General features: G+C 45.2%; 19 protein-coding genes and 1 pseudogene. 14 read left to right on the forward strand and 6 right to left on the reverse strand.

What is annotated here, in order from left to right; translation table 11 throughout:
- From NG798_RS08970 to NG798_RS09005, 8 genes are all read left to right on the forward strand, one after another.
- The coding region (locus tag NG798_RS08970) for a tandem-95 repeat protein (protein WP_261222065.1) at nt 1-3,445 on the forward strand (3,445 nt) is incomplete at its 5' end.
- A gap of 312 nt (nt 3,446-3,757) precedes the next feature.
- Complete coding sequence (gene ppc / locus NG798_RS08975; RefSeq protein WP_261222067.1) at nt 3,758-6,847, forward strand: phosphoenolpyruvate carboxylase; 3,090 nt, start codon at nt 3,758-3,760, stop codon at nt 6,845-6,847.
- A gap of 170 nt (nt 6,848-7,017) precedes the next feature.
- Nucleotides 7,018-7,278 (forward strand): hypothetical protein, encoded by a 261-nt coding sequence (locus NG798_RS08980; RefSeq protein ID WP_261222068.1) that lies wholly within the window; start codon nt 7,018-7,020, stop codon nt 7,276-7,278.
- 108 nt (nt 7,279-7,386) lie between these two features.
- The gene (locus NG798_RS08985; protein ID WP_261222069.1) at nt 7,387-8,874 is read left to right on the forward strand and encodes an S-layer homology domain-containing protein; all 1,488 of its coding nucleotides are present in this window, start codon (nt 7,387-7,389) and stop codon (nt 8,872-8,874) included.
- Between the two features lie 391 nt (nt 8,875-9,265).
- On the forward strand, nt 9,266-9,463 hold the full coding sequence (locus tag NG798_RS08990; protein ID WP_261222070.1) for a hypothetical protein: 198 nt from the start codon (nt 9,266-9,268) through the stop codon (nt 9,461-9,463).
- A gap of 116 nt (nt 9,464-9,579) precedes the next feature.
- Nucleotides 9,580-10,251: an SOS response-associated peptidase gene (locus NG798_RS08995; protein ID WP_261222071.1), complete on the forward strand. Its 672-nt coding sequence runs from the start codon at nt 9,580-9,582 to the stop codon at nt 10,249-10,251.
- A gap of 132 nt (nt 10,252-10,383) precedes the next feature.
- Nucleotides 10,384-11,019: an AAA family ATPase gene (locus NG798_RS09000; RefSeq protein WP_261222072.1), complete on the forward strand. Its 636-nt coding sequence runs from the start codon at nt 10,384-10,386 to the stop codon at nt 11,017-11,019.
- Nucleotides 11,019-11,648 (forward strand): hypothetical protein, encoded by a 630-nt coding sequence (locus NG798_RS09005; protein ID WP_261222073.1) that lies wholly within the window; start codon nt 11,019-11,021, stop codon nt 11,646-11,648. Before NG798_RS09000 ends, NG798_RS09005 begins: the two co-directional genes overlap by 1 nt.
- Nucleotides 11,649-11,745: 97 nt before the next feature.
- On the opposite strand, the gene NG798_RS09010 is transcribed toward NG798_RS09005, so the two are convergent.
- The gene (locus tag NG798_RS09010) at nt 11,746-12,840 is read right to left on the reverse strand and encodes a site-2 protease family protein (protein ID WP_261222074.1); all 1,095 of its coding nucleotides are present in this window, start codon (nt 12,838-12,840) and stop codon (nt 11,746-11,748) included.
- A 164-nt stretch (nt 12,841-13,004) separates the two neighbouring features.
- On the opposite strand from NG798_RS09010, the gene NG798_RS09015 reads away from it, so the two are divergent.
- Nucleotides 13,005-14,105 carry a DUF3616 domain-containing protein gene (locus NG798_RS09015; protein WP_261222075.1) on the forward strand — a complete coding sequence of 367 codons (1,101 nt, stop codon included), beginning with the start codon at nt 13,005-13,007 and terminating at the stop codon, nt 14,103-14,105.
- A 247-nt stretch (nt 14,106-14,352) separates the two neighbouring features.
- On the opposite strand, the gene bioD is transcribed toward NG798_RS09015, so the two are convergent.
- The 4 genes from bioD to NG798_RS09035 form a co-directional block, all read right to left on the reverse strand.
- Entirely contained in the window at nt 14,353-15,036 is a 684-nt protein-coding gene (gene bioD / locus NG798_RS09020; RefSeq protein WP_261222076.1) for a dethiobiotin synthase, read from the reverse strand.
- 76 nt (nt 15,037-15,112) lie between these two features.
- On the reverse strand, nt 15,113-16,951 hold the full coding sequence (locus NG798_RS09025; RefSeq protein WP_261222077.1) for a serine/threonine-protein kinase: 1,839 nt from the start codon (nt 16,949-16,951) through the stop codon (nt 15,113-15,115).
- 249 nt (nt 16,952-17,200) lie between these two features.
- Complete coding sequence (locus NG798_RS09030) at nt 17,201-18,241, reverse strand: S1 family peptidase (protein ID WP_261222078.1); 1,041 nt, start codon at nt 18,239-18,241, stop codon at nt 17,201-17,203.
- Between the two features lie 384 nt (nt 18,242-18,625).
- On the reverse strand, nt 18,626-20,320 hold the full coding sequence (locus NG798_RS09035; RefSeq protein WP_261222079.1) for an iron uptake porin: 1,695 nt from the start codon (nt 20,318-20,320) through the stop codon (nt 18,626-18,628).
- A gap of 108 nt (nt 20,321-20,428) precedes the next feature.
- Here NG798_RS09035 and grxC point away from each other — a divergent pair, with 108 nt between their 5' ends.
- The 3 genes from grxC to NG798_RS09050 all read left to right on the forward strand — a co-directional run bounded on the left by grxC (nt 20,429) and on the right by NG798_RS09050 (nt 22,208).
- A complete protein-coding gene (gene grxC, locus NG798_RS09040; RefSeq protein WP_261222081.1) occupies nt 20,429-20,746 on the forward strand; it encodes a glutaredoxin 3 in 318 nt (105 codons plus the stop codon).
- A gap of 102 nt (nt 20,747-20,848) precedes the next feature.
- On the forward strand, nt 20,849-21,331 hold the full coding sequence (tadA, locus tag NG798_RS09045) for a tRNA adenosine(34) deaminase TadA (RefSeq protein WP_261222083.1): 483 nt from the start codon (nt 20,849-20,851) through the stop codon (nt 21,329-21,331).
- 160 nt (nt 21,332-21,491) lie between these two features.
- A complete protein-coding gene (locus NG798_RS09050) occupies nt 21,492-22,208 on the forward strand; it encodes a 1-acyl-sn-glycerol-3-phosphate acyltransferase (RefSeq protein WP_261222085.1) in 717 nt (238 codons plus the stop codon).
- A 136-nt stretch (nt 22,209-22,344) separates the two neighbouring features.
- Here NG798_RS09050 and NG798_RS09055 read toward each other — a convergent pair whose 3' ends face one another.
- Nucleotides 22,345-24,468, reverse strand: a complete 2,124-nt coding sequence (locus NG798_RS09055; RefSeq protein ID WP_261222087.1) for a S8 family serine peptidase — start codon at nt 24,466-24,468, stop codon at nt 22,345-22,347.
- A gap of 284 nt (nt 24,469-24,752) precedes the next feature.
- Here NG798_RS09055 and NG798_RS09060 point away from each other — a divergent pair, with 284 nt between their 5' ends.
- Together NG798_RS09060 and NG798_RS09065 are read left to right on the forward strand one after the other, a co-directional pair.
- Nucleotides 24,753-25,385, forward strand: a complete 633-nt coding sequence (locus tag NG798_RS09060; protein WP_261222088.1) for a hypothetical protein — start codon at nt 24,753-24,755, stop codon at nt 25,383-25,385.
- A gap of 187 nt (nt 25,386-25,572) precedes the next feature.
- A pseudogene (locus NG798_RS09065) lies at nt 25,573-26,315 on the forward strand (tetratricopeptide repeat protein); the annotation flags it as partial.

Raw genomic sequence — 26,315 nt, forward strand, 5'->3', positions numbered from 1 at the left:
AATTCTACTTACTATCAACCCCCTAAATGCCGGTGGCGGTGGTGGAGCCGGTGACGGTGGCGGTGGTGGAGCCGGTGACGGTGGTGGCGGTTCTGTCGGTGACGGTGGCGGTGGAGCCGGTGATGGTGGTGGAGCCGGTGGCGGTGGTTCTGTCGGTGACGGCGGCGGTTCTCCCGGTGATGGCGGTTCTGTCGGTGATGGCGGTGGTTCTGTCGGTGACGGCGGCGGTTCTGTCGGTGACGGCGGAACGACAGAAAATCAACCGCCTATCTTTACAGGTACCAACCAATTCAGCATCAATGAAGACACCCCCGCCATTATTCCCAACCCCTTGAACTTCAGCACTGATCTTGATGGCGATCCTCTCAGCATTATCGACTTCAGCCAACCCAACAACGGCATTCTAACCCCAAACGAAGACGGCACATTTACTTATACACCCAACCCCAACTTTAACGGCACCGACAGCTTCACCGTAGTCATTTCCGATGGCAAAGGAGGCACAACAACCACCACAATTCTACTCACAATCAACCCCGTAAATGATTCACCGATAGCCTCAAACTACAACTACATCATCAACGAAGACGCACCTGTTCTCCTTAACGAGATCCTAGAAAATAACAGCGATGTAGATGGAGATCCGCTCAATATTACCGAATTTACTGGCGCGCAAAATGGAACCATTACAAACAACCCAGACGGCACATGGACTTATATACCAAACCCAAATTTTAGCGGCCAAGAAACCATTACTTACACCGTTTCTGATGGAAACGGAGGCTTATCAACCGGCACCATTAACCTCAGCGTAACCCCCCTTAATGACCCTCCCACAATCAGCGCCATTCCCGACCAAATTACTGCCCAAAACACCCCCACAATTCCCATTACCTTTAATGTCACAGATGTAGAAACACAACCAGCAAATTTAACCCTAACAGCCAGCGCCGCCAATCCTAACTTGGTGCAAACCATCAATATCATTCCAGGCAACACTGAGAACGACCGGCAGATCAGCATTACCCCCGTACCCGGACAATTGGGCACCACAACCATTACCCTGACTGTCAATGATGGCACCACAACCACCAGCCAGACATTTAACTTCACCGTGCAAGCCTTGCCAGTGGCAAACGCCGACAACGCCGGCCCTGTATTTTTACGCACTCCCTTAAAAATTCCCATTTCCCAACTACTCGCCAACGATACCGATGCAGACAGTACCCTAAATTTCATCGGAGTTTCTAACGCCGTTAATGGCACAGTCTCCGTTGATCAAGAGGGCATGATTACCTTTCAAGCCAATCCTAATTTTTCTGGCACCGGCAGTTTTGAGTACACCATTAGCGATGAAAGCGGCAACCGTGCCACCGCCACCGTCACCATTCCCGTCATTTCCGAAGTGTCTTTATCCGCTATTGTCACAGGAGTTAATTTGCCGGTGGGAGTTGGCGGTTTTGGAGTATTTGGAGAAGCAGCCGGAGACAATGCTGGCTGGTCTGTTGGCGGAATTCAAGACCTCAACAATGATGGGTTTGCTGATTTACTCGTCAGTGCTCGCAATGCCGATCCCAACGGACTTATCAACGCCGGTAAAGCTTATGTTGTCTTTGGTAAAACCGATGGGGGACTGGTTTCTCTGACTTCTCTTTCTGCTGGAAACGGCGGTTTTGTCATTAATGGTGAAATCCCAGGCAGCCAAACAGGTCAGCAATTTAGTCAGGAAATCAGTACAGCCGGCGATTTTAATGGCGATAACATCCCTGATCTGATTCTGGGTGAGCCAACCATTAGCAACGGTGCCGGTAAAACTTATATCATCTTTGGCAAAAGAGATCCTCTCGACACCACAGCAGTCAACCTCAGTAACATTAGTCAGGGAATTGGTGGGTTTGCTCTGCTCGGTGAAACGGGTGGCAATGCAACGGGAAATTCTGTCAGTGATGCAGGTGATGTCAATGGCGATGGTTTAGCCGATCTCATCGTAGGCGCTCCTAATGTCGCAATTGGTACAGCCAACGAAACCGGAAAAGCTTATGTGGTTTATGGCACCACTAACCCATCGTCTATCAATTTAACGGCAGTGGCAGCAGAAATTGGCGGTTTTGCCATTAATGGAGAATTTGCAGCAGATAACTCTGGGGCTTCGGTGCGGAGTGCCGGCGATGTCAACGGCGATGGCTTTGCCGATGTCATCGTTGGAGCACGGTTTAATGATTCAAACGGTAGGGATAATAACGGTAAATCCTACGTTGTTTTTGGCCGCCCTAATGTTGGCTCTGTCAACCTGTCTTTTGTCGCTGCCGGGACCGGTGGTGGTTTTGCCATAGCTGGTTTAAATAGCAATGAGCGGTCGGGTACTTCGGTTAGTAATGCCGGTGATGTCAATGGCGATGGTTTGGCCGATGTGATTGTCAGTTCACCAGGGGCTAGTGCCAATGGAGTCACCAATTCCGGTAAGGCTTATGTGATTTTTGGCAAAACCGATCCTGGCGTCGTGAATTTAAGCACCATTGAAGCAGGAAGCGGCGGTTTCGTGATGAATGGGGTAGCAACAAATGATTATGCTGGGGATACAGTACGGTCTGCCGGTGATATCAATGGGGATGGTTTTGACGATCTGGTGGTGGGTGCGCCACGCGCTGACCAAATCATAGGCAACCAACTACAGGTAAATTTAGGCAAGACTTTTATCGTTTTTGGTAAAAGCAATACAGCCCAAGTCAATTTAAGTTCGGTAGTCGCTGGTAATGGGGGTTTTTCCTTGACCGGCGAAGTGCCTGGAGATTATATGGGCCGGTCTGTGCGCGTGGCAGGAGATGTCAATGGCGATGGTTTTGATGATTTAGTGGTGGGTTCACGATTTGCTGATGTGAACGGATTACCGGATGCCGGTAAGTCTTATGTTGTCTTTGGTGGTAATAGCACCGGCGCGGTTTCTTTACCGGGAACCCCAGGCAATGATATTCTCACCGGCACCACTGCGGCAGAAGTTTTAGTCGGAGGTTTTGGCAATGATATCTTGATTGGCGCTGGTGGTGCTGATGTGCTTTACGGCGGCGCCGGTAATGATGTCCTAGCTATCAGCAGTGCTGATTTCGGGCGTGTCAATGGTGGAGAGGGCATTGATACTTTACGTCTCGATGGGTTGAGTCTCAACTTGACGGCTATTGCTGATCTCAGGCTTTCGAGTATTGAGCACTTTGACCTTTCAACTAACGCTAATAACAGCCTGATTCTTTCTGGACGCGAGGTTTTGAATTTGGCGACGATTTCAAATCAAGCGGTGATTGATGGCGTTTCAGGAAATACCTTAACTCTGGCCGATGGACTAAATACATGGCAAAACGCCGGCTCAACAACGTTTAATGGCTCAAGTTATAACTTATACCAACAGGGGTTTGCTTCTGTGCTAGTTGATCCTGAGATTACGGTTTTGTAAACTCGGTGGTTGGTGGGGGCCGGTTTTTCTCCCCCCCGTAACCTCTCGACCATGATCCGACTCTCCATAGGACTTAACCCCCACCTCACCAAAATCCACCCTCCCAGGCGTAAAAAACCCTTAAAAATTTTCTCCCCTCCTTTTTAACCCTGATGGGGAGGATTTGGTGTCAATCCTGACAGAACTTAAACTCCCAGAGTGCCTTGATAGGAATGTTGTAGAATGCTGAAAATTTTTGAGCATTTTAGAGGATTTGACATCCGCTTAACCCCTAAAATTGGGTAGTATCCTCGCCCAGCTTGGAAAAAACCTATGAGTTCCCTAGTCCACTCCTCAGATCAGGCCATCATTGTTTCCTCATCCGATCTGTTCTTGCGACACCGCCTCAAAGTTGTAGAGGACTTATGGGAGTCTGTTCTGCGCTCGGAATGCGGTCAGGAACTCGTAGACTTGTTGCAACGCCTGCGGGATTTATGTTCCCCAGATGGTCAAGCGCCGGAAGTATTGGGTGCGGAAGTGTTGAGCGTTATAGAAAAATTGGATCTCAATGAGGCAATTCGTGCGGCCCGCGCTTTCGCCCTATACTTTCAGCTAATTAATATCGTTGAGCAACACTATGAGCAACGCGAACAACAACAGATGTATGCCGGCACTAAAGGGGTGGGATCACAAATTTTCCCTAGACCGGAAGTGGAAGCCCACAGCGGCGGGCCGGAAGCTGACTTACTAGAAAAAAGTTGGCTAGAACAAAACAGTCCCCACCGCGAAGCCGGCACATTTCGTAGTTTATTCCCGAAGTTGCAAAGTCTTAATGTTCCGCCAAAACAGATCCAAAAGTTACTCGACCATCTCGATGTTCGTTTGGTCTTTACAGCCCACCCTACGGAAATTGTCCGCCAAACAATTCGCTCTAAACAGCGGCGCATTGCTAAAGTTCTCCAACAGCTTGATAGTTTAGAAGAAAATTCTGGCTTATTGCTGGAAAGTTCGCCGCTTTCTCCTGAAATCAATGCTCATTCTATTGAAACTGAGTCAAATTGGGAAAGGGAGGCTTTAATCGAGCAGCTAACTCAAGAAATTCGGCTTTGGTGGCGCACGGATGAGTTACATCAATTCAAACCAGAAGTGCTTGATGAAGTTGAATATACTCTCCACTACTTCAATGAGGTTTTGTTTGATATAATGCCGCTTTTGTATGAGCGGTTGCAGCGCTCTCTAAAAGCGTCGTTTCCTTATTTGAAACCACCCCGCTATAACTTCTGCCATTTTGGTTCATGGGTGGGTTCCGACCGCGATGGCAACCCTTCGGTAACTCCCAAAATTACTTGGCAAACGGCTTGTTATCAGCGCAATTTGGTTCTGGAAAAATATTGTCAATCTATCAAAAATCTCACTCAACTATTAAGTTTAAGTTTGCATTGGAGTGAGGTTTTACCAGAGTTACTTGAATCTTTGGAACAAGACCGGCAACAATTACCAGACATTTACGAACAGTTGGCAATTCGTTATCGCCAAGAACCCTACAGGTTGAAAATGGCGTATGTTCTCAAACGCCTAGAAAATACCCGCGAACGCAATTTAGGTCTGTATAAATCCGATGATTGGCAACAACACAGACGCGAACCAACCACCCCTGGGGCTTATGGTTCTGGGGCAGAATTTTTAGCGGAATTACGTTTAATTCAACGCAATCTCAGCGCCACCGGCTTGAAATGTCGGGAACTCGATACACTGATTTGTCAAGTTGAAATTTACGGTTTTAATTTGGCAACTTTAGATATTCGTCAAGAGTCTTCTCGTCACAGTGAGGCGATAGAAGAAATTGTAGAATACTTGCAACTCTTACCGAAACCTTATAGTAGCTTGACCGAAGAGGAGCGAGCAACTTGGTTAGCGCAAGAATTGCCGAATCGTCGTCCGTTAATTCCTCCCGATCAACCATTTTCTGAGAAAACCCGCGAGGCGATTGAAACGTTCCGCGTCATTAAAACTTTACATCAAGAATTTGGGGAAGAAATTTGCCAAACCTACATCATCAGCATGAGCCATGATGTAAGTGATTTGTTGGAGGTTTTGCTGCTGGCAAAAGAGGTGGGTTTATATGACCCTGCCACCGGCATCGGTATGCTACAAGTGGTGCCGCTTTTTGAAACGGTGGAAGATTTAAAACGGGCTCCGCAAGTAATGGCAAAAATGTTTCAATTGCCGTTTTATCGGGCTGTGCTTGCGGGGGGTTATCAGAAACTCGAAGCGCAAGAAGAGGAAGCAGTAAAAGGCTTACCTTCTTCCTATCCGACAGTGCTACAAGAAGTGATGCTGGGATATTCGGATAGTAATAAAGATTCGGGTTTTCTCAGCAGTAATTGGGAAATTCATAAAGCTCAAAAAGCTTTACAAAGTATCGCGGAAGTTTGTGGCGTTGGGTTACGAATTTTTCACGGACGCGGTGGTTCGGTGGGACGCGGTGGGGGCCCTTCGTATGAGGCGATTTTGGCTCAACCTTGCCGGACAATTGATGGACGAATTAAAATTACTGAACAAGGCGAGGTTTTGGCTTCAAAATATACGCTTCCTGATTTGGCAGCCTATAATTTAGAAACCATTGCAACGGCGGTTATTCAAGCAAGTTTGCTGGGCACCGGCTTTGATGATATCCAGCCTTGGAATGAAATTATGGAAGAGTTATCAACTCGCTCTCGTGAACATTATCGGGCCTTAATTTACGAACAACCCGATTTTGTTGAATTCTTCCATCAAGTCACGCCAATTGATGAAATTAGTCAGCTTCAAATTTCTTCCCGTCCTGCCCGCCGGCGGAGTGGCAAAAAGGATATCACGGCTCTGCGGGCGATTCCCTGGGTATTTAGCTGGACGCAAACGCGGTTCTTGTTACCTTCCTGGTATGGCGTAGGAACGGCTCTCCAATCGTTCTTAGATGAGCATCCAGAAGAAAATATGAAACTTTTACGTTATTTCTACTTCAAATGGCCTTTCTTTAAGATGGTTATTTCTAAAGTGGAAATGACGCTTTCTAAGGTTGATTTACAAATTGCTCATCACTATGTGCGGGAGTTGGGGAAACCTGAAGATAGCCTACGTTTAGAGGCGTTGTTTGAGCAAATTGCAACTGAATATCACTTGACTCGTGATTTAGTTCTGCAAATTACCGACCACAAGCGCCTTTTGGATGGCGATCCAACTCTGCAACGTTCTGTGCAATTACGCAATGGCACAATTGTTCCTCTGGGTTTATTACAGGTTTCTCTGTTAAAACGTTTACGTTCGCATGGCAGTTTATCGGCGCCGGGTGTAATTCATTCTCGTTATAGCAAGGCGGAATTGTTACGCGGTGCGCTTTTGACGATTAATGGCATTGCTGCCGGTATGCGAAATACAGGTTGATTTGCAAAGGGCGGTTGCCAAACTGCCCAAACCTTAGAAACCGGGTTTCTCAGTAGAGATTTTTTGATGAGAAACCCAGTTTTTTTGCCTAAGTCGGTTGGCAAGCTGCCTAAAAAGCTAAATTATAAGGTAGACAAAATTCTTGCCTTAATCCTTCATACTGAATGACAATGCTGAAAAACAGAGTTTTAATTTGTAGCCTGATCGCTTTGAGTTCAGGCTTTTTTTGTTCTTATTTAGGCGGACAATTAAGTGTGAGTGCTCGCACAAATCAATGCCAGAATAAAAATCTCTGGGGCTTGGAAAAAATTTGCAGTACGGTGATGACAGCACCGGCATGGTTTCAAGGTAGCAGCACCGGCATTTGGGTGGGAACAATTCTCGGTGCTTTTATTGCCGGTTCTGTAACTCGTAGTGGTAAAACTTTGTAGGGATCTGCTCACCGGCAAACGTAGGGGCTGGTTGGTATGTGGGAATCTGCCCACCCTGCGCTATAACAAAGTATGCAGCCAAAAAGACTTAATTGCGAGGTAATTTTTATGGTGTGGGTAAGTAAATGGCAGTCTAAAATATCTTTGCCGGCAATTTCAACAATTGTTTTTTCTGGCTTAATTCCTTGGCTAATTACACCGGCAGTAAATGCTCAATCTCGCTTTAAAGATATTCAGGGACATTGGGCGCAATCTTGTATCGAACAGTTAGCAAGTCGCAATATTATTGGCGGCTATCAAGATGGTACATTTCGCCCCTCAGAACCGATGATGCGGGTAGAATATGCCGTTTTATTAGATAAAGCTTTTCCTAATATGCCGGCGCTGCGTGAAGAGGTGCGCTTTATCGATCTTCCTACCGATTATTGGGCTACACCGGCCATTACTCGCGTTTATCGGGCTAATTTTTTATCTGGTGCTTCGGAGAGTGTTTTTAACCCTACTCAAAAAGTCCAAAGACTACAAGTATTGTTAGCTTTGGTGAGTGGTTTGCGCTATTCCGCAAGTGCCGGTTCAGCCGAAAAAGTTAAGTCGGCTTTTAATGATGCGGCGGATATTCCTAATAACGCTCTTCCGGCAATTGCGGCGGCGACAGAACAGCGGATTGTTGTAAATTATCCTGATATATCTTTGCTCAATCCTAATAAAGAAGCGACGCGCGCAGAAGTAGCAGCGATGGTTTGCCAGGCTTTAGCAAAAGGTCAAGTAGCGGTTGTTCCTCCCCAATATATTGCTCAATTAACGCCGGTTTCTGCGCCGACAGCAATGCGAAAAACGCAAGTTGTGGAGGCTGGAAAAATTCGGGCGGAGTTTTCCTTTCAAGCCGAAGAATCTGCGGAAATTGGCAAAGATTTACGCTTAAAAATTATGCGGGGCGGAGTGAGTGTTCTCGATGAGCCGGTTTTGCTTTCAACACGCAAATTAATTCAAGGTTCTGAGTCTGCAAATCGTGTTGCAGAAGGTCGATTTTTAAATTTAGCGGTTCGTGATATTGATGCGGATGGGGAAGCGGAGGTGATTGTAGATTTGCTTTCGGTGAATCGCAATGAGCCTTGTTGCGCTTATACCTATATTTACCGCTTTGAACCGGCAGAAAATAAATACTCTCGTTTAGAGCAGTTTTGGGCAAATGTTGGTTATGAAGTGCGGGATGTTGAAGGCGATGGAGTGATTGAGTTTGAAAGTTTAGATAGCCGCTTGGTTGAGGTTTTGGATCTGTCGCCGGCGGATGCTCGTTTTCCTAAACGCATTTGGCAATATCGCCAAGGAAAAATGGTAGATGTGACGCGCCGATATCCCCAGTTAGTGTATGATCACGCTAAACAAATGTGGCAAGAATTCCAAGCCCGTCGCGCTCAAAAACAAGAGGTTCGAGGGGTTTTGGCTGCTTATTTGGGGAATAAATATTTGCTGGGTGAAGAAGAGGAAGGTTGGGCTTTGGTTGAAAAAATTTATCAGGAAAATGATGCTCAAGATTATTTCCAAAGCTTACGCAAATTTTATGACGATTTAGGATATAACTCTGCCTCCAATTAGGCCGGTGTTTTAAGTTTCTAATCTGCTTACCCCAGAATCTATTTTTCCAGATAAAAGCCTGGTTTCTTTAAGAAGCCGGTTTTTTTTATATCAGCACTCAATCGAAAGGTATATATCCAGGGTATGATGTTTTGCAAATAAGTGTTGCTTTTTTGTTACCAGAAGTTACAAATCATTGAAAAACTGGCAAAGTCATGTTTTTTTTGTTAAACAAATGTGACTTTCGTTCGCCATTTAATTTAGATGTGCTTAAAATAAAAAGTATGTGGGGCTAAGAGCGAACAACCTATCGCAGTAGTAAGTGTGAATTTCAATACTTATCTGCCCCAGGTTCCTTGCGCCCTATGGCGTTTGTAACAGCACCGTGAATGATCTATAAAGAGAGGGCTTTATGTCAGAATTGAGTTCTAGTGTTTCGATTCCTAATTCTCTTCAAGAAATCGAACAGGCGATTAAACGCTACCGCAATAGTGATGTGAGTGGTGCAGAGTTGTTGCGTTTGTGGGAGGCGATCCGCGATGCTTCTTTAAATCAAACTTTTTCTCCTGATGAGCAAACGGATCAAGTCGCTGGTGACCACAGTTATTAAAGCAAACGAGTTTTAGTTTAATCTAAACTCCTCTCTGATTCTACGGGGGGAGTTTTGTTTTTGGATGGCCGGTTAAAATAAAAAAAAATAAAAGCAAAGAAAGAAAGTGTTTTTTTATGTGTGGAAGATATACTTTAACTCGGTTGGCTGAGGACGTTGGGCGAATAGTTCAAGCCAGCATCAATTCAAATTTAAAACCACGATATAATATTGCCCCAACTCAGCCGGTAGCAACAATTTTGCAACCAAAATCGGGGAAAGAAAGAGAATTGAGGATTTTACATTGGGGGTTAATTCCGAGTTGGGCAAAAGATGAAAGTATGAGTGCGCGGATGATTAATGCTAGGGCGGAAACGGTGGCAGAAAAACCTTCTTTTCGCAGTGCTTTTAAGCGGCGCCGGTGTTTGGTTGTGGCGGATGGGTTCTATGAATGGCAGACCCAGGGAAAAAAGAAACAACCGTTTTATTTTAAGCTTAAAAATGGGGAAATTTTTGGATTTGCCGGCTTGTGGGAACACTGGGAAAAAGACGGCAATGTTGTAGAGTCTTGTACAATTATTACCACAAATGCTAATGACTTGATGCAGCCTATCCATGATCGAATGCCGGTGATTTTGCACCCAAAAGATTATGATTTGTGGTTAGATCCAGACCAAGAAAAAGTGGACGTTTTACAGGGTTTGTTGCAGCCGTATTCTCAGGAAGAAATGACGGCTTATCCGGTAAGTACAATCGTTAATAAGCCCGCTAATGATAGCCCGGAATGTGTGGAGCCGGTGGCCGTATGATGGGGGTTGGAGGCAATTAAACCGGTTCTCTCTTGCCAGATATGTGTAATTCTGTTAAGAAAATGCGGTGAAAAATAAAAACGTGCCGACAAAAAGCAGTATATTTTTCACAGAAGAGTACCAAGAAATTTAGTGCCAAACATTATCGCAATCATCAACGGCAAGGGAGGCGTCGGCAAAACTACGACAGCCATCAATTTAGCGGCCACCTTGTCAGAAAAAAAACGAGTCCTGCTTGTCGATGCAGATCCCCAAGGGTCTGCCGGTTGGTGGGTAGAACGCAGCCAAAATGATATAGGATTTGATATATCTCAAGAAACAAATCCTAAACTTTTAGGACGTTTGAGAAACGTAGAAGGCTACGAATTAGTAGTCGTAGACACGCCGCCAGCCTTGCGGTCTCAAGCCCTAGCCGCCGTCGTAGGTTCCGCAGATTATATCGTTTTGCCAACCCCACCGGCACCAATGGACTTAGCCGCCCTCATTGAGACAGTAAAACAAGCGATAATGCCGGTGGGAACCGCCTATCGAGTATTGCTAACCAAAGTAGACTCTCGCAGTTTAGGAGAAGCATTAGAAGCACAAAACACCCTTTTAGAATTAGGAATTCCCGCTTGCCATGCTTTTGTTCGCACTTATAAAGCACACGAACGAGCAGCACTTGATGGCTTACCCATCACAAAATGGCGGGGAAAAAATGCCAGAGAAGCCGAAGCAGACTACCGCCGAGTTGCAGATGAATTACAGCGTGATTGGAGGAAAAAATAATGGCAACTAAAAAAAGTTTAGGCGATTTATTGCGTGAAGAAGTCCAAAAAAGCTCTGACGCAGACGAAAAACCGGCAGAAGCCGTAAACGTCGAAATATTAGACACAGCAACTCCAGAAAAACTGCCGACAACAGCCAAGAATTCTGAAGTCAATAATTCTGAACTTGAAACAACTATTGCTCAACTTCAAGATTCACTGGAAGACCAAGTAAAAAAAGAAGACTCCTTGCAAAAACAAATTAAAACCTTAAAATCTGACTTAAAAAAAGCCAGTGAACAAGCCGAGGAAAAACAAAGTTATTTACAAGACCAAATCAACGCCATAAAGTTAACACTTGAAACAAAAAACTCAGAACTTCAAAAACTCCACAAACAACTAGAAAAAGCCAACTCCCTAAAAACTGAATTAGAAAAAGTCAAAGAAGAAGCGAGACAACTTGCTGAATCAAATAACGCCTTGGAAGAAAAGCTAAAAACCCTGACACCGGCCAAAAAACCAACCTCAGTGGCCAAAAAACAAACCTCAGCCATAAGCACAAGCAGCCCGAAAGGCCGGTTTTTAAATTTCCCCGATCAAAGACAGGACGATCCCGCAGACTTTGCCTCAAATACCTGGTTACTTGATTAAAAAACAGCCCATAAAAAAAACAGAGGAAACAGATAATCTCTGTCTCCTCTATTTTTTACTCTGTATGCTGTGGCTGAAAAAAACCTGTCTACAGACATTAACCCGTCACAGCTTGTTGTTGCAAAAAGCCAACAATCCCCGCTTTTTCAATTAACCCAACCACAACGCCATTATCTGTAATCACCGGCAACTCAGTGATTTGATTTTTTTCAAACAACATCACTACATCTAATAACGACTGTTCTGGTTTAATTGCCATTTCAAAATTCACCGGCTGCATTAAATCTCCCACCAAAACTTGAGGCCATTCATTTGTAGGAATTGCTCGCATTGCATCAACTGCAATTTCACCTGACAACCGGCCTAATTCATCGACTATTAAAAACTTTCGCCATTCCCGTTTGCCAATAATATACTCATTCGCAAACTCTCTGAGGGAAATATTAGCAGGAACGATAGGGCTATTGGGTGTAACTGCTTGTTCAGCTTTAAATGCAGCTAATTTATTTTGTACCCGTGCCCCTTGAGCAGCACCACCGGCATTTTGCAGCAAAAATAAACCGATTAAAGCATACCAAAATCTGCCTGAAAATAACCCGCCAATAATCGCTAACCATCCAAAAATTTGCCCAACTTTTCCAGCAAACTCTACGCCTTTATAGGGGCTGCCGGTGATTTTCCAGACAATTGCTTTGAGGATGTTACCACCATCCAAAGGTAAGCCCGGAATTAAGTTAAATAAAGCTAAGGCTAAGTTAATCGCCGCTAATAACCCCGTGATTGCAGCGCCTACCGCAGAGGTGCTGGTGGCGAAATTAAGCGCCGTAAACACCGCACATAATAAAAAGCTGACAAGGGGGCCGGCAATCGCTACCCAAAATGCCTCGCCCGGAGTTTTTGACTCTCTATCTAAACTCGCAACTCCGCCAAATAAAAATAAAGTAATTGATTTAACGTCTATACCTTGGCGGAGGGCTACAAAACTATGCCCTAATTCGTGGGCCAATACTGAGGCAAATAGCAAGAGGGCGACTATAAATCCTAATCCTAATGGCATCAGGCCGGTCAGTTCTGTAAATTTTCCTAACTCGCTGCTGTAGGTGAGGGTAAATAAACCCAACACTATAAACCACGAGAAATGTACATAAAATGGTATCCCGAATAAATTACCCACCCGAAAAGAGCCTTGCATTATCCTACCTCTATTTTAATTTTTAAAAGGTTTTTGCCCCTGTGTTCTTATCGTAACGAAATGTAAATTTATTTTACGTTTTGACCCATGCGTGTTAGCCGTCGGTTTAGGTTCGGTTTTGCGATCTATGATGATTTTAAATAATAACATTTGGTTTGACAACTATGCCAAAAAGTTTTTTACTTAGCCGGCTTTTGCTTCGTTTTCCCCCTCAGTACAGCGCCTTGGTACAAGATTTATCAGCGGTTGCTTTTACGCCCGATGGCAGTTTGTGGGTTGGTTCCGATGAAACAACTCATTTAGAACGACTTTCACCGGCCCAACCTTATATTTTTGACAACCATCATTCGTTTAATTTGAAGGATTTTCTTACCCTAGAAACTGCCGACGAAGAAATTGATATTGAGGGATTATGTTATGAAGGGGGATATCTTTGGCTTTGCGGTTCCCACAGCCCTAAACGCAAAAAAGCCAAGGGCAAAAGCACCCAGGATGATATGGAAAGATTGGCAACTATTAAAACAGAAAAAAATCGTTACTTTTTGGCGCGTGTTCCTTCCCGAAATGGGGAGTTATTCAAGTCGTTTTCCGATCAAAACTTAGTTTTAACGGCTGCTAGTTTGAAAACCACAGAAAACGGCAACTTATTAACCGATGCTTTGCTAGATGATCCTCATTTAGGCTTATCTATAAAAGCCGGTATCCCCAGCAAAGAAAATGGCTTTGATGTCGAAGGATTGGCCGTTTGTGGCGATAAGATTTTTTTAGGGCTGCGGGGGCCGGTTTTGCGGGGTTGGGCCGTGATTTTAGAGTTAGAAGTAAAAGAATTGGAACCGGGAATTTTAGGTTTAAAAAACATCGGTGACAAGGGAGAATTTTACCGAAAACATTTCCTTGATTTGAATGGTTTGGGAGTGCGAGAATTGTGCATTGATGGGGAAGATTTAATCATTCTGGCCGGCCCGACAATGACCGTTGATGGAGACTTAAGGGTATTTCGTTGGCAGCAAGTTTTAAATCGCGGCAAACATACCTTAACCAGCCAAAAAAGCGGAGAATTAGAAGTATTATTTGATTTACCCTTCACAATAGGCGGAGATCGTGCCGAAGGTTTATCATTGATGTCTTGTTTGGGGGAAGAAAAAGCGCTTTTGGTTGTTTATGATTCGCCTTCTCAAGATAGAATGGTCGGAGAAAGTGGAGTATTTGCAGATGTATTTAGGCTGAGTAAAAACAGCAAAGATGAGGCGATATTCCCTAGCTAAAAAAAACCGAGGGAAATCAGCTTAAATGAAAATCTTATAATTTTTCCTGATCCCCTCACCGGCCCAAATTATGAAACGCAGCATCGAAGTCTCTCAAAACCTTGCCGACTTATTAGAAAAATATCTCCAAGACAGAAGCCAAGAATAAATCTTTTTCTTGCGGTAACAAGTTATGATTGGGTCTTTTTTTCGGCTTAAAACTATCAATTTTCAAGGTTTTTAAAAACCCGAAATCCCAATTAAAACATTACCAAAATATCATTCTTTCTAAATCTAACTTGGATGCCACATCAATCAAATTTTCCTTATTCGTAACATCTGCCAAAAAAGGTAAACATCCCAAAACCGGCACCCCCGTAAATTGTTCAATCATATAAGCCGGTGTCCACTGATCAATTTCCTCCTGCGTGCGAGGTTCGCTACAATTCAACACAATTCCCCGCAACCGCATCCCCGTTTGTCTCGCCAAAGCCACACTCGTCACCGCCTGAGAAATAGCCCCCAAACGCACCGGCACCACCAACAACGCCTCTAGCCCCCAATCCCGCCCGATATCCGCCACCGTCAACTCATGCGTCACCGGCGAACCCAACCCCCCTAGCGCCTCAACCAGCAGCAAATCACAACGTTTTTGCAACCCCACCAAAACCGGCCATACTTTCTCCAACTCCACCCGGCGGTTTTCCAAATCAGCGGCCAGCGGTGGAGCAAGCGGAGCAGCAAAATATAAAGGATTTAATTCTTCAGCAGTTTGAGGTAATTCAAACAACTTTAAATAAAACTCCCTGTCACCCTCTCCCGACTGAAGCGGTTTCATAATTCCTAAGTTTTGATTAGGATGATACTTTTGCCAATAAGCCGCTAAGGCAGACGTTAAAATTGTTTTGCCTGCATTGGTATCGGTGCCGGTGATAAATAAGGTTTTGCTCATCTTTTTTAGCGTCATTACTTGACAAAAATTTCAAAATGTGATATCAGCTTGTTGGGTGAAAATTCCCAACATTTTATTATGGCTGAGTTTGGTTTAGCGTGGGTGTAGGGGAAGTAGGTTCGGGAATTAAATTAGGTTCGCGTTTAGGCGTAGGTTCAGGTGTAGGTTCAGGTGTAGGTTCCGGTGTGGGTTCCGGTGCCGGTGTGGGTGTCGGTTCAGGTGCCGGTGTCGGTGTCGGTTCAGGTGCCGGTGTGGGTGTCGGTTCAGGTGCCGGTGTGGGTGTCGGTTCAGGTGCCGGTGTAGGTGTAGGTGTCGGTTCGGGTGTCGGTGTCGGTGTCGGTTCGGGTGTAGGTTCAGGTGTGGGAATTGGTTCGGGAATTGGTTCGGGAATTGGTTCGGGAATTGGTGCGGGTTCAGGGTTAAAAGTCGGAATCGGTTCGGGAATAGGCAGAGGTGCCGGTGCAGACAGAGTAATTTCAAGTTGATAATTTGTATTCAGCCCACCGGGGAAAGGCTTTAAGTTAATCGTATAATCACCGCCAGCAATAACAACATTTTGCCAAACCGGCACCGCTTGCACACCAGAAACACTTTTACCATCGGGTGCCAAAATTGTAATTAAAACTCCATTTCCAGCAACCTTTAAAATATCTCCAGGTTGTGCAGAAACCAAATAACTCAGCGGTTCCTGATCCTTAAAACTGCCTTTAACGATTTGTGTTTTTCCCAATTGCAAATTTAAGCGTTTGGGAGTAACTGGTTTCGGGGAAGGTTTAAGCGTTGGTGGTGCTGTTGGCTGAGTCGTGGGTGGGGCAGAAGTTACAACCTTTGGCTTTTCTTCTTCCTCGTTTCCCACAGAACCCACCATACCCCAAACAGCCACACCAACAAAAATCATCGTCACGACACCAACCGCTGAAACTAACACCGGATTATCCCAGATAGAAGACTCTTCCTCGACATTTTGCGGCTGATAGTTGGGATAATTTTGAGCCGGCATTGGTTGGTTGCCAATAGCAACAGTTTTCACGGCAGTTGTTGATGGATTTTGCGGAACTGGTGCAGGAGTGGGTGCAACAGAAAGCGCATCTATCGCCGTAGAAACTTCTCGCGCACTTAAATAACGATCACCAGGCCGGTAGCTCAACATTTTATTTAAAATTGCTGCAAACCGGGGGTCTGTTTTTGCTGAATCTTGCCATTTCCAACTTAAAGAAACATCATCAAAAAGCTCTTGTGGTTCTTTGCCGGTCAGTAATACAATGGCAGTCACCGCCAACGCATATAAATCACTGCTAGGATAAGCGCGTCCGGTTTGAATTTGTTCGCTGGGAGAATAACCCATTTTACCAACCGTTGTAGCCGTGACTCCCGCATCAGGAGAAAGCACACGAGTGGCGATTTCTTTAACAACACCAAAATCAATTAAAACCGGCCATCCATCCCCATCTCGACAGATTATATTATCAGGAGAAATATCACGGTGAATAATACCCCGACTGTGGATATATTCGAGAACCGGCAATAATTGCTTGACTAATTGCACAACTTCTGATTCAGAAAAGTCGGTGGTGGTGATTTTACGTTCCGTTAATAAAGTGCGGTAACTTTTCCCAGCTACATAGTCTTGCAATAAAAACAAACGTCCGTTTTCTTCAAAAGTTGCCCGAAACTGGGGAATTTGGGGATGTTGTATTTGATAGAGTATTTGCGCTTCTCTCTGGAAGAGTTCTTGAGATTTTTGGATAGCGTAGGGGCTGGTTTGAGCAGAAATCAGTTCTTTGAGAGCACAGTGTTCATTGAAGCGGTTGGTATCTTCCACCAAGTAAGTACGACCAAACCCCCCCTGCCCCAATATACTGAGGAGACGGTAACGATTTTGAAGCAGAGTGCCGGTGGGAATAGGAGGTTGCATAATCGGAAGAGATTTTAACAAGACAGACAACTGATCTTACTTCAAATCGAAATCTAGTTATTCCGCCTTGTCGGTCAGTAGTCAGCCTCAATTATAGAGGTTGCCAGTGATCCTGGTACAGTTTGGCAGTTCTCAAAACGCGGTTTCTAATAGAAACTGGGTTTTTGTCGCCGCAAGTTCTAGGAAAACCGCGAGATAAAACTAAGCCGTTATTTGATTAAACCGGCCAAACCCCTAAGTAACAAAATTTTATTTCCGACGCCCCCATTTTAGGGTTAAAAGACTACCAAGCAAACCTAATCCCAGAATCGCGGAAGGTTCAGGCACTTTAGTATTAGAATAAACATCATCGTAAAGGTTAATTGCTACTAAATCCTCTACCGCAGTTAAATCATCCGAAATTGCTACAGCATTCAACATATTTGTTGAGGTTGAAGTTGAGGGGCTACTAGCTGTTGTAATACCGCTGCTAGGGAAGCCGGTGTTTACGACATTTTGAATCCAGTTATTAAGAGAAGATACTCTTGTTACTAATGAACGATCTCCGTAATCTGCCCACAAAGTATTTCTATTGGCGTTTTGAATAACAGAATTAACTCCAGCTAAAAGCCCATTAATAAAAAGTCCGCCGCCGCTATCTCCCGAAGCGATATTATATTCTAAATTTAGGGCAGCATTTGCGTTAAGGCGTGGGTCGGTAAAGTCTGACCACAAAACTTGATCAGACCAGCCAAGTTGTGAACCAAGGTTCATTATATTTTGACCGGCTCTTTTTGTACCAAAAGTGTTAGCAACTTGTCCGGTGGTGCCGGTGCCTCTAAAACCAAATCCTACATAGGTGCCGGTTTGTCCGTTTTCGTTTGTGGCTGTAGATAGAGTTGCAGCGCTGACATTGGTAACATTGCTTGTTAATTGCAAAATTGCCATATCGAAGCCGGCGGTGGGATTACGATTACTGGTTGTCCAGCCGCTATTTTTAACTCCGCTGCCAATATTGTAACGAGTACCGCCTAATGTAAAGGTTCCGCCTATGAGGTTTTGACCGGCTGAGTCTTCTAAGCAATGCGCCGCTGTTAATAAATAATTGGTTCCGATGAGGGTTCCTGAACAGTTCCAGCTACTCGTTGCGCCTCTTAAAGACAGACTGCCTACACTGCTAAAGGAATTTGCTAAGGTTCTATATTGCGTATCTGTACGGTCGTGACGCATTGTGCCAGCGTTGGCGAGTTGGTTGCTGGTTACTGTGGCTACGGTTGCCAAAATAGCTATTATTAGGCGGTTGGCTGGCATAGGAAAACTGTTTAGGGGATGGTAAGATGCTTTTTTTTATTGTTATCAGCCTAGCATTCTTTCCTTTCTTTCCTTTCTCGGCTATCTCCTCTTGGCGAAATCTTTAAAATTACTCTTGTTTTTTAAAGAAACATCTTCCCCCAGCCGCCACAAGGTAGGAGGTGGGTTTGTTTTTAATATCTCTCCCCCTCAGTATTTATTCCCCGCAGTCTCTTTTCCTTGGGAGGAAAGGCGGTTTGATTGCCAAAACAAGTAAAAGTACCTCCCAATCATCGACGATCAATCTTTGGGGAGATGTTGAGTTAAAAAAGCCGGCTATGGCGCTGTCGCGTCAGGCTACGCGAAAGTAAAGAACCGGCCTTTTCACCCTCAACAATTCCCCCCTTAAAACTGGAATTGTGACCGAATATGACCGATAAAAACCGTAGGGTTGTCATCAAAATTGTTTATATTGTTGATGACATAGAAAGCCGGGACAATAGAAACATTATCCGTGACTGGGAAATAATAACTCGCCTCAATATCAAACTGAGTGCCGCCATTTCCTCCCCCAGAAACTAAAAAGTTCCTGCCATCCAAAACATCAAACGGAACTAAAAACGAAAGCGTTGCTAATGCCCCCTGTTTTCCTAAATCAGGAAACGCCAAACCGGCCTGAATTGTTTGGGCATTCACATCGCCACCTTCCCTGTTACTCACCGGATCTAAATGCGTACTCGCATAATAATAGCGACCAAAAACCCCAAATCGTTTAGAAAGTAACCAATCAAAATTAACCCCAAACGTATCTGCCGTTGCATCCTTTAACCGGCCCCCAAAACCATCATCCGCCACGCCCAAAAGCGGCTGAAAGGAAATTTGACCGGCGCCATTTCGGTCAAGATTAGAACGCTGATAAAGCAAACGAATATTTGCCCGATCAGTAGGCTTAAATGTCAACTCCGCCGTAATAGTATTTGTCCCACCAAAAAACCCGACTTGCGGATTAGCAGCAGGGCGAGTTCCAGGTAAAAACTCAATATTTTCTGCTAAATAACCGGCCCGAAATTCCAACCGGGGAGCAATATTCCACTCCACCACAGCACCGGCACCGCGTTTTGTAGCACTTAAAAACGTGCTATTAATCGAGTTAAAACTGCCAGCCCCAGTCACCGGAGAAGTGAAAGCATTGTTATCAAAATGAATGTACCAGTTAAGCTGAGGGCCAACCGTTACTCGGAAATTATCACTAACAGGAAACGAGTAAAAAAGTGAGCGAATTACAAATTGATTGACATTCGTTCCCGAAGTTTGATCAAAAAACGGAGAGCCGGTATAATTAAACTGGCCGGCAGATACAAATTGATTGGCCGGTGAGGTGCCATTTCCGGCTGCAAGTTGCGTAAATAAACTATCCTTGCCGGTGAAAGATGTATTCAGATTCAACCACACCACACCACTCATCGTAGTTTCCGCATCGCCACCGCCAACAGTTCTCACCACCGGCTGATTTGTCAACGGATCTCGCACTGCCGTAAAAGCATCTATTCCTTCTGCTTTCACATTATCACGGGATCTCGCACCCGTAAAATTAAAAACCGCTAAACCAGTTAATTTTGTCGTCGTAGAAAATTGCGTTTCTTCTAATTGTCGGGTGCGAACCTCCAAACTATCAACCCGTCCTCGCAGCATCGCTAATTCTCTGGAAAATTCTTGCATCAACCGCTGCACATTCGCCAAGTCTTCTTGGGTTGCTAAATTATTTGGTTGGCTGCCAATTACTTCTGTGATTCTTTCTAAACAGGCATTTAAACCCGCTGCAAATTCATAGCGCGTCATAGCCCGATTGCCGCGAAATGTCCCATCAGGATATCCCGCTATACAGTTATAACGTTCCACCAAATTTTGCAAGGCTTGAAACGCCCAGTCAGTCGGTTGTACATCCGACAATTGCGAAACAGATGTCACCTGTGGGAACTCTGAATTATCTTCAGCAAAAGGAGTTATTTCCGCAGTTTGAGCATACGCCGGAACAGAAATTAACCCCAATGCAAACAAGGCTGGACTTACTGCAAGAAAATTGCTTAAAATTTTGTACATTGATAGATACAATCATTGTGCGAAGTGGAAAAGAGGAGGAGCGATCCTAGGGTGAAAAGAAATGCTACCTTGTAAAGATAATCATAAAAAGTAACAGAGATTACTAAAATGCAAAACTTCCTGAATTCTCTTCTCGGACGCCATCCAGAAACCATCAAAGCCAACGTAGAAATATACACTTGGCAAACCTGCCCCTATTGTATTCGGGCCAAATTATTACTTTGGTGGAAAGGCGTTAATTACACGGAATACAAAATTGATGGCGATGAAACTGCCAGAGCAAAAATGGCGGAACGCTCGAATGGCCGCCGATCTGTCCCCCAAATTTTTATTAATAATCAACATATTGGGGGCTGTGATGATATCTATCAGCTTGATAGTCAAGGACAACTTGACCCGCTTTTAACACAGCAACCGGCAACTTAAGAAAAAATCATTTCAAAAACTTCTCCCCTCTCACGGGGAGAGAAAGTCAGAAAAACCTTGCTAGGGGGTTAAGTTTTTCAACTTTGCACGAACAAATAAACCATGACTCTTGACGATCCAACCTATCAAAAACACCGCTACTGGATGAAACGAGCCCAGGAACTCGCCACAGATGCGGGGAACGAGGGTGAGGTGCCGGTGGGATGTGTGATCATTGATGGCCAAAACAACCTAATTGCCGAAGGCCAAAATCGCCGCGAACAAGATAAAGACCCCACAGCGCACGCGGAAATTTTAGCTCTCAGAAGGGCCGGTCAAACCTTAAACACCTGGCATCTCAACGACTGTACCCTTTACGTCACCCTTGAACCTTGCCCAATGTGTGCCGGTGCGATTATTCTTGCCCGACTTGGCCTTTTAGTTTATGCTGTCGATGATTTAAAAACCGGCTCAATTCGCAGCGTTGCCAACCTACCCGACAGTTCTGCCTCAAATCACCGTCTGCCGGTCATTGCCGGTATTTTAGAGACACCTTGCCGGCATGAGTTGCAAAGTTGGTTTAGCCGGCGCCGGCCCAAAAACTAATCCCCATACTAAAAACCAATATATGACGAAAGGACAATAACAAAAGTGTCCTTAGCCTCAAACCGAACAGCCACAAATCATTTTAAGGTAAGGTTAAGAATTTAAAGAAGCCCTAAAAAAAATAACAGTCCTTAATCTAACTCTTCCTATTTATACCACCATGCTACAGCTTAATTCTGAAGAAAAATCTGCCATTCAACCAACCGCAAACAAACCGGCGCCGGTTTCTCAAATTTCCCCTTGGTTAATGGCAATTGCTTATCCTCTGATGCGTTTTTTTGTTTTACCTCTTTATTTAGGACGCATTGAAGTCACCGGCCAAGAAAATATGCCAAAAGATGGGCCGGTGATTTTAGCCCCTACTCATCGCGCCCGCTGGGATGCTTTTATGGTTCCCTATGTGAGTGGCCGGCACATCACCGGTCGGGATTTACGCTTTATGGTGACATCGGATGAAGTAACCGGCATCCAAGGGTGGTTTATCCGCAGATTGGGTGGGTTTGCTGTTAATATCAAACACCCGGCAATTTCTAGTTTGCGTCATGGTGTGGAGTTGTTATTAAATCGCTGCATGATGGTAATTTTTCCAGAGGGGGGAGTTTTCCGAGATAACGAACTGCACCCCCTCAAAGCTGGATTGGCTCGCATTGCCATTCAAGCAGAAACAAATTCGCCTGGTTTAGGTGTGCAAATTGTTCCTATCAGTATCCGCTATGGTGATCCTTCGGTAAAATGGTTATCGGGGGTAAAGATTCATATTGGGAAGCCTTTAAAAGTTGCTGATTATTGTCAATCTCACAGCAAACAAAACGCACAGAAGTTAACTAATGATCTGCAAAAAAGTCTCGAAGAGTTAGATATTTTAAATGTTTTTTAGATTTGCCACTGATTAAAGGCGGTAAGTTATACCAAATCCGATTTTGATGGGGTTTTTTTTGAACCGCAGCCTTTAGGCAGGCAGGATGCCTGCCCCACTACAGCGGAACGTCTCTACTGTTAAACCGGATTTGGTATTACAATCCAATAATTAAATCCCAACTTTTCAGCGTGCCAACGTCTTCGGGAGAATAATCAATCACCTGCAACATCCAAACTCCTGATGCCGGTTCATTTGCTAATAACCTCAAAGCGGGTGTGTCTTGCATAGAATAAGACATTTGTAAAGACTTTCTTGCACCAAGTGAACGATTTTGCAACAAAGCTTTTTTGCCCGAAGGTGCTACTAAATACACCTCCAAATCCCCCATAAACTGATGTTCAATATTCACCGTCACACGCAGATCCAGCACGGGGCTATTATCATTAACTCGAATCGCACTGGTTACGCCTCGCAAATCGCCATCGGGAATTACTACAGCAAAATCATTGCGTCCTTGTAATTGGCGAGAAACTCTTAACCAAGAAGGAGAAACGGTTTTTTGGGCGGCTATTACGGCTTTATAGGCATTGACTTTGCCATAGCCAAACCACTGCGAAAAACCATTAGCATCATAGGTGCCGTAATTGAAGCCTAACTGCGGATCTTTATCACGGTCAATGATTTTATCGGCGCTACTTTGGAGGATTTGTTTGACTTGTTGGGCGGTTAAATCGGGGTTTACAGATAATATTAATGCTGCCACACCGGCCACCACAGGAGTAGCGCTAGAAGTGCCACCAAAATCACTGGTAAAATCGCTGCTATCGTAACCAACACTACCAACGCGATCTGTGGTAAAAACTCCTAACCCATCAAACGACATTGCTACTTGCGGCGCGGTGGCAATATAGCCGGTTTCTTGTAACCAAATGCCGGGGGGTGCATTGTTGCTGGGTGCACAAACGGAAATTGTGGGCCCCCAGTTGCTATAGGCGGCTTTTTTGTTGAGGCTGGTGGAGGCGGCTACGGTAATAACGTCAGGATGAACGGTGAAACCGGCAAGCCATTTAGTGGAACCGGTTACGACATTGTTGGGCCAGCCGCGTTCGTTGACGGTGCCGGTGGTGGGCCGGTTGGAGTTGCCGGCGGCGAAAATAATCACACAACCTTTACCGTCTCTTCCTTGGGTGGCGGCGCGGTTGAGAGCGCTGCTTTGTCGCAAAGATAAGGGGAAGTAAACGGCGGATGCGCCCCAGCTACAGGAAACAACAGCGGCGTTTTTTTGAATGGCCCACTCAAAAAGGTCTTCGATGGAGGTGTCGTCAAGGTAGCCGGTGGTTCGCAGAGGCATTAATGAACAGCCAGGGGCGACTCCAACGATGCCGGCGCCGGTTTCTTCGGCAACAGCTACACCGGCACAGGAGGTACCGTGATTATCTTCGGCTTCTCCGGGGAGGGGTAAAAAGTCTCTTTCTTTGAAGTCTCTGGGGGCGACGATTTTGCCGACGCCTTGAAAGTCTGGGTGTCGCAAATCAACGGAGTCATCGGTAATGGCGACTACAACAGAACGGACTCCGCGTGTAATGTCCCAGGCTTTTTCGATATCTATGTGAGCACCGGCTACCATGCCAGGGCCGCCCGCATTATACAAGTACCATTGTTTGGGGTACATTGTGTCACGGGGCCGGTAGTGGTTGACGGTGAGGACGACAACGTTGGGTTCGGCCAGCATGATGTCTGGGCGACTGATGAGCCGGTTGGCGATTTTGACGGGGTTTTCTGTGGCTTGTTTGGTGACGTTGTAGATGAAGGTGTTGGGGATGCCGGCCAGGGGTTTTTGGAGGCGTAAACCGGCAGCGTTGGTGATGCTGTCTCGTGTTTCTTTTTTGACGGCTTCGTTAAATTGGACGGTGATTTCATTTGTGAGATAAACAAGAGTGTAAGGGCTATTTCTTACGTTATAGACGTGAGATACAAAGCAGATGGCTTCGTTGTCCCGTGCGGCTTGCATGGCTTTTTCCAGGTTGGCCGGTTCGGTTTGGTATTCTTCGAGGTGGACTTGAGAAAAGCTTGTTAGGTGGGTGACACCGGCAGGAAGAGGCCAGCTTTCGGGCCCGTCGCTGGGGTTGACGAGGCGGATGGTGAAGCGGTTGGGGACTTTTTCGAGGTAAAGTTCATCACCGCCGCGCTGTAGGATAAATCCGATGCTTTGTTCAGGGACTCCGACGCCTGGGGTGGGGTTTGAGTAAGATTGGGGGGAGTTGTTGGGGGTGGTCATGGAAACGATCCTCTGATAGTAGTGTGATTTTTTTCTGAGTGGATGGGGAAAGTTATTTTTTCTGTTGTTTACGGCTGTTAAAAGTTGCTAAGTTTTCGGGGGTTGTTTGATAGGGTTAAACCTTGAGAGTTGGTCGTTTTTATACAAATATCAGTTTTCGGAATGTCGGGCATTGATTCCGCAAGTTTTATGGTTATTATTGGCTGATAGCGCAGGGAATGACTCGAAATGTTAAGATATCCAAAGTTTTTATCGCTGTTGCTTTTAAGGCATCAAGCTACTTTATGGTATCTCGATCTGTTCGCTTGTTTTCCCTCACCTCGGTCGTGCCTCTGGTGGCTGGTTTTTCTGCTTTAACGGTTGTGCCGGTTCGGGCGCAGTTGCCGACACCGCCTGCGCTAGATATTCCGGTACAGGCGCCGCCGGCTTCTAATGAGCCTGAGATTGTCCGTCCGATGATGTTGGATGGTACGCTGATGAGTCCTCAAGGTGGTCAGCGTTTGATGGACGAGGCGAAGCAAGCTGTGGGGATGCAGAATTATCAGCTTGCGGCTACGAAGTTATTGGAAGCGCGTCAGGTTTTTAATCAATTGTCGAATACTTATCAGGAATTGGCGGGAAGTTTTACGGGGTTGGATAATCGGATTTCTGATAGTTTGCGGAAGAAGGCTTTAGAAACTGCTCAAATGCGGGATGATGCAACTTATCAGTTAGCTTTGGTTCACCGGGCACAAAATAAGCCTGAGTTGGCGGTGCCTTTGTTGGTGCAAATTATTCGCTCTCAGCAGCCGACGCGGGACTTGGGGCAGAAGGCTTATCAACAGTTGTTTGAGTTGGGTTTTGTGGATTCTCCTTTTCCGCGTCCGCGTGCCGGTTCTGGTGGTTCTGCTACGCCGGAAACTTCTTCTCAGAAATAGTTGCCAGAAAGAGTTAGTTTTGCCCCTTTTATGGGGCTGTTTTTTTTGTTTATTAATTGTTAGTGGTGGGGTGGTGTCGAAGTTGGCGTCACCCTCACAAATATTTCTAAAGATTTGATAAAGTTTTGAAAAATAAATGTAATTTGTGGTAGGTTTCACTTTAGATGAATGCTAAAGGCTACGCCCAATGGATGAAAACCGCGTCCAAGCTTATCTGCAATTGATTGATGCTCTGTTGAATTGCCCTGCCGGTGAGGAACCCCAGATTTTACAGGCTAACTCGGAATTGCTGGATTTAGGGTTTGTGCAAGTCTGCGAGGCAGTGGCGGCACAGTTGGCAGAGGAAGGAGATGAGAATGCAGCTAATTTTTTGCGAAATATTGCCGGTCAGGTAGGGGAATTTTTGGGGATGAATGATGAGGGAGATAACGATAACTCTGAAGAGGAAAATCCCCGCAAGTATGTAGAGTTTATTCAAGAATTATTTCAAGCAGAACAAAGCAATAGCGATATTGCGGTAGTGTACCGGATTTTAGACAGAGGGAAGCATCTCCTCAATGCTCGTTTTGCGGAAATTTTGCCGCAAGTGGCTGCGAATTTAATTGCTGAACATCCAGAAGCAATTAGAGAAATTGTCGCCATTATTGAAAATTTGAGTCTTCATATCAGTGAGTGTCCGCGTGGGAAGAGATCGAATAATATTGAAATTGCTATTGCTGGTTATCAAATAGTTTTAAGTAATCGGGAACGGGGAAGCGAAACATGGGCGCAAACGCAAAATAATCTGGCAATTGTCTACCGTAACAGAATCAGGGGAGAGAGGGCAAAGAATATCGAAAAAGCGATCGAATTTTACACCGCCGCCCTCAGCGTTCGCACCCGCGAAGCTTTTCCCCAACAATGGGCAACGACGCAAAATAATCTGGCACT

This window comes from Ancylothrix sp. D3o (assembly GCF_025370775.1).
In the GTDB taxonomy this organism is placed as follows: Bacteria; Cyanobacteriota; Cyanobacteriia; order Cyanobacteriales; family Oscillatoriaceae; genus Ancylothrix.

What these genes read in the sequence shown, in the direction of transcription:
- NG798_RS09015 (WP_261222075.1), top strand. Translation starts at nt 13,005, where the DNA reads ATGCCAAAAAGTTTTTTACTTAGCCGGCTTTTGCTTCGTTTTCCCCCT.
- tadA (WP_261222083.1), top strand. Translation starts at nt 20,849, where the DNA reads ATGACTCTTGACGATCCAACCTATCAAAAACACCGCTACTGGATGAAA.
- grxC (WP_261222081.1), top strand. Translation starts at nt 20,429, where the DNA reads ATGCAAAACTTCCTGAATTCTCTTCTCGGACGCCATCCAGAAACCATC.
- ppc (WP_261222067.1), top strand. Translation starts at nt 3,758, where the DNA reads ATGAGTTCCCTAGTCCACTCCTCAGATCAGGCCATCATTGTTTCCTCA.
- NG798_RS08980 (WP_261222068.1), top strand. Translation starts at nt 7,018, where the DNA reads ATGCTGAAAAACAGAGTTTTAATTTGTAGCCTGATCGCTTTGAGTTCA.
- NG798_RS09030 (WP_261222078.1), bottom strand. Translation starts at nt 18,241, where the DNA reads ATGCCAGCCAACCGCCTAATAATAGCTATTTTGGCAACCGTAGCCACA.
- NG798_RS08995 (WP_261222071.1), top strand. Translation starts at nt 9,580, where the DNA reads ATGTGTGGAAGATATACTTTAACTCGGTTGGCTGAGGACGTTGGGCGA.
- NG798_RS08990 (WP_261222070.1), top strand. Translation starts at nt 9,266, where the DNA reads ATGTCAGAATTGAGTTCTAGTGTTTCGATTCCTAATTCTCTTCAAGAA.
- NG798_RS09010 (WP_261222074.1), bottom strand. Translation starts at nt 12,840, where the DNA reads ATGCAAGGCTCTTTTCGGGTGGGTAATTTATTCGGGATACCATTTTAT.
- NG798_RS08985 (WP_261222069.1), top strand. Translation starts at nt 7,387, where the DNA reads ATGGTGTGGGTAAGTAAATGGCAGTCTAAAATATCTTTGCCGGCAATT.
- NG798_RS09060 (WP_261222088.1), top strand. Translation starts at nt 24,753, where the DNA reads ATGGTATCTCGATCTGTTCGCTTGTTTTCCCTCACCTCGGTCGTGCCT.
- NG798_RS09035 (WP_261222079.1), bottom strand. Translation starts at nt 20,320, where the DNA reads ATGTACAAAATTTTAAGCAATTTTCTTGCAGTAAGTCCAGCCTTGTTT.
- bioD (WP_261222076.1), bottom strand. Translation starts at nt 15,036, where the DNA reads ATGAGCAAAACCTTATTTATCACCGGCACCGATACCAATGCAGGCAAA.
- NG798_RS09050 (WP_261222085.1), top strand. Translation starts at nt 21,492, where the DNA reads ATGCTACAGCTTAATTCTGAAGAAAAATCTGCCATTCAACCAACCGCA.
- NG798_RS09005 (WP_261222073.1), top strand. Translation starts at nt 11,019, where the DNA reads ATGGCAACTAAAAAAAGTTTAGGCGATTTATTGCGTGAAGAAGTCCAA.
- NG798_RS09025 (WP_261222077.1), bottom strand. Translation starts at nt 16,951, where the DNA reads ATGCAACCTCCTATTCCCACCGGCACTCTGCTTCAAAATCGTTACCGT.
- NG798_RS09055 (WP_261222087.1), bottom strand. Translation starts at nt 24,468, where the DNA reads ATGACCACCCCCAACAACTCCCCCCAATCTTACTCAAACCCCACCCCA.